Source organism: Acidaminococcus fermentans (assembly GCF_009696675.1).
Lineage (GTDB): Bacteria > Bacillota > Negativicutes > Acidaminococcales > Acidaminococcaceae > Acidaminococcus.
In genome coordinates, this window is sequence record NZ_VULN01000029.1 from 1 (window position 1) to 2,549 (window position 2,549).

The following is a 2,549-nucleotide window of genomic DNA, read 5'->3' on the forward strand; positions in this document are numbered from 1 at the left end:
GGCCAGTATCCAGAGTACCGCGAAGCACGAGGAATTTTGCGGGAAGTCGGGGGGACCACCCTCCAAGGCTAAACACTTCTTAGTGACCGATAGCGCATAGTACCGTGAGGGAAAGGTGAAAAGAACCGCGGGAGCGGAGTGAAAGAGAACCTGAAACCGTATGTCTACAAGCAGTCGGAGCGCAAGCGACGGCGTGCCTATTGAAGAATGAGCCAACGAGTTACGGGCACCAGCGAGGTTAAGCAGGAAATGCGGAGCCGTAGGGAAACCGAGTCTGAAAAGGGCGGATAGTTGGTGTTCGTAGACCCGAAACTGTAGTGATCTACCCATGATCAGGTTGAAGCACGGGTAAAATCGTGTGGAGGACCGAACCGGTGAGTGTTGAAAAACTTTCGGATGAATCGTGGGTAGCGGTGAAATTCCAATCGAACGCAGAGATAGCTGGTTCTCCTCGAAATAGCTTTAGGGCTAGCCTCAGGCAGTAAGCATAGGCGGTAGAGCACTGATCGGGATAGGGACTGTAATGGTTACCGAACCCTGTCAAACTACGAATGGTTATGCTGCAGAGCCTGGGAGTCAGACTACGAGAGATAAGTCCCGTTGTCAAAAGGGAAACAGCCCAGACCATCAGCTAAGGTCCCCAATGCCATACTAAGTGGAAAAGGATGTGGGGTCTCATAAACAACCAGGATGTTGGCTCAGAAGCAGCCACCATTTAAAGAGTGCGTAATAGCTCACTGGTCGAGAGGCCCTGCGCCGAAGATTCCCGGGGCTAAAGTATGGAACCGAAGCTATGGATGCATACGTAAGTATGCGTGGTAGAGGAGCGTTCCCATCGGGTTGAAGTCGTCCTGTAAGGGACGGTGGACTGGTGGGAAGTGAGAATGTTGGCATGAGTAGCGAAAAGAATGGTGAGAATCCATTCCACCGAAAGCATAAGGATTCCTGAGCAACGATCGTCGTCTCAGGGTAAGTCGGGACCTAATCCGAGGCAAAGAGCGTAGGAGATGGACAACTGGTTGATATTCCAGTACCGGCAGTGATCGTTTGAACGAAGGAGTGACGCAGGAAGGCAGGTCCGCACGAGATTGGTAGATCGTGTGCAAGCGTGCAGGCTGGTTACCAGGCAAATCCGGTAACTGAGGCTGAGGCGTGATGCGGAGGGAACTTGTTCCCGAAGGGATTGAGCCTACGCTGCCGAGAAAAGCTTCTAGTGAGAAAGCTGCCGCCCGTACCGTAAACCGACACAGGTATGCGGGGAGAGAATCCTAAGGTGCGCGGGAGAACCCTCGTTAAGGAACTCGGCAAAATGTACCCGTAACTTCGGGATAAGGGTAGCCACAAAGGTGAAGGGACTTGCTCCCGGAGCCCGGTGTGGTCGCAGAGAAGAGGCCCAAGCGACTGTTAACCAGAAACACAGGTGCCTGCGAAAGAGAAATCTGAAGTATAGGTGCTGACACCTGCCCAGTGCTGGAAGGTTAAAGAAGGATGTCCGGGTTCGACCCAAAGCATTCGACTGAAGCCCCAGTGAACGGCGGCCGTAACTATAACGGTCCTAAGGTAGCGAAATTCCTTGTCGGGTAAGTTCCGACCCGCACGAAAGGTGTAACGATTTGGGCACTGTCTCAACGAGGGACCCGGTGAAATTGAAATACCTGTGAAGATGCAGGTTACCCGCGACTGGACAGAAAGACCCCATGGAGCTTTACTGTAACCTAATATTGGGTTCTGATACTTGATGCACAGGATAGGTGGGAGGCACGGATGGCAGTCCTCTGGGATTGCCGGAGCCACTGTTGGGATACCACCCTTCAATTATCGGGATTCTAACCGAGCGAGTAACGATCGCCGGGACAGTGTTAGGCGGGCAGTTTGACTGGGGCGGTCGCCTCCCAAAGAGTAACGGAGGCGCCCAAAGGTTCCCTCAGCGCGGACGGAAACCGCGCGCGGAGTGTAAAGGCAGAAGGGAGCTTGACTGCGAGCCAAACACGGCGAGCAGGTACGAAAGTAGGGCTTAGTGATCCGGTGGCATCCAAGTGGAAGGGCCATCGCTCAACGGATAAAAGCTACCCTGGGGATAACAGGCTAATCTCTCCCAAGAGTCCATATCGACGGGGAGGTTTGGCACCTCGATGTCGGCTCATCACATCCTGGGGCTGAAGTCGGTCCCAAGGGCTGGGCTGTTCGCCCATTAAAGTGGTACGTGAGCTGGGTTCAGAACGTCGTGAGACAGTTCGGTCCCTATCCATCGCGGGCGCAAGAGATTTGAAGGGGGCTGCTCCTAGTACGAGAGGACCGGAGTGGACGGACCGCTGGTGTACCAATTATCCCGCCAGGGGTACAGTTGGGTAGCTACGTCCGGAACGGATAAACGCTGAAAGCATCTAAGCGTGAAACCATCCTTAAGATGAGATCTCTCACAGCGTAAGCTGGTAAGACACCTGGAAGATTACCAGGTTGATAGGCAGGGTGTGGAAGCGTAGCAATATGTTAAGCTGACCTGTACTAATATGTCGAGGGCTTGACTTAAATCGGGCCGTTAGATGAAA

At 53.5% G+C, this 2,549-nt stretch carries 1 rRNA gene; it reads left to right on the forward strand.

The features are described from left to right. Positions 1 to 2,529: ribosomal RNA gene (locus FX155_RS11335) — 23S ribosomal RNA — on the forward strand; the annotation flags it as partial. Positions 2,530 to 2,549 lie beyond the last annotated feature (20 nt).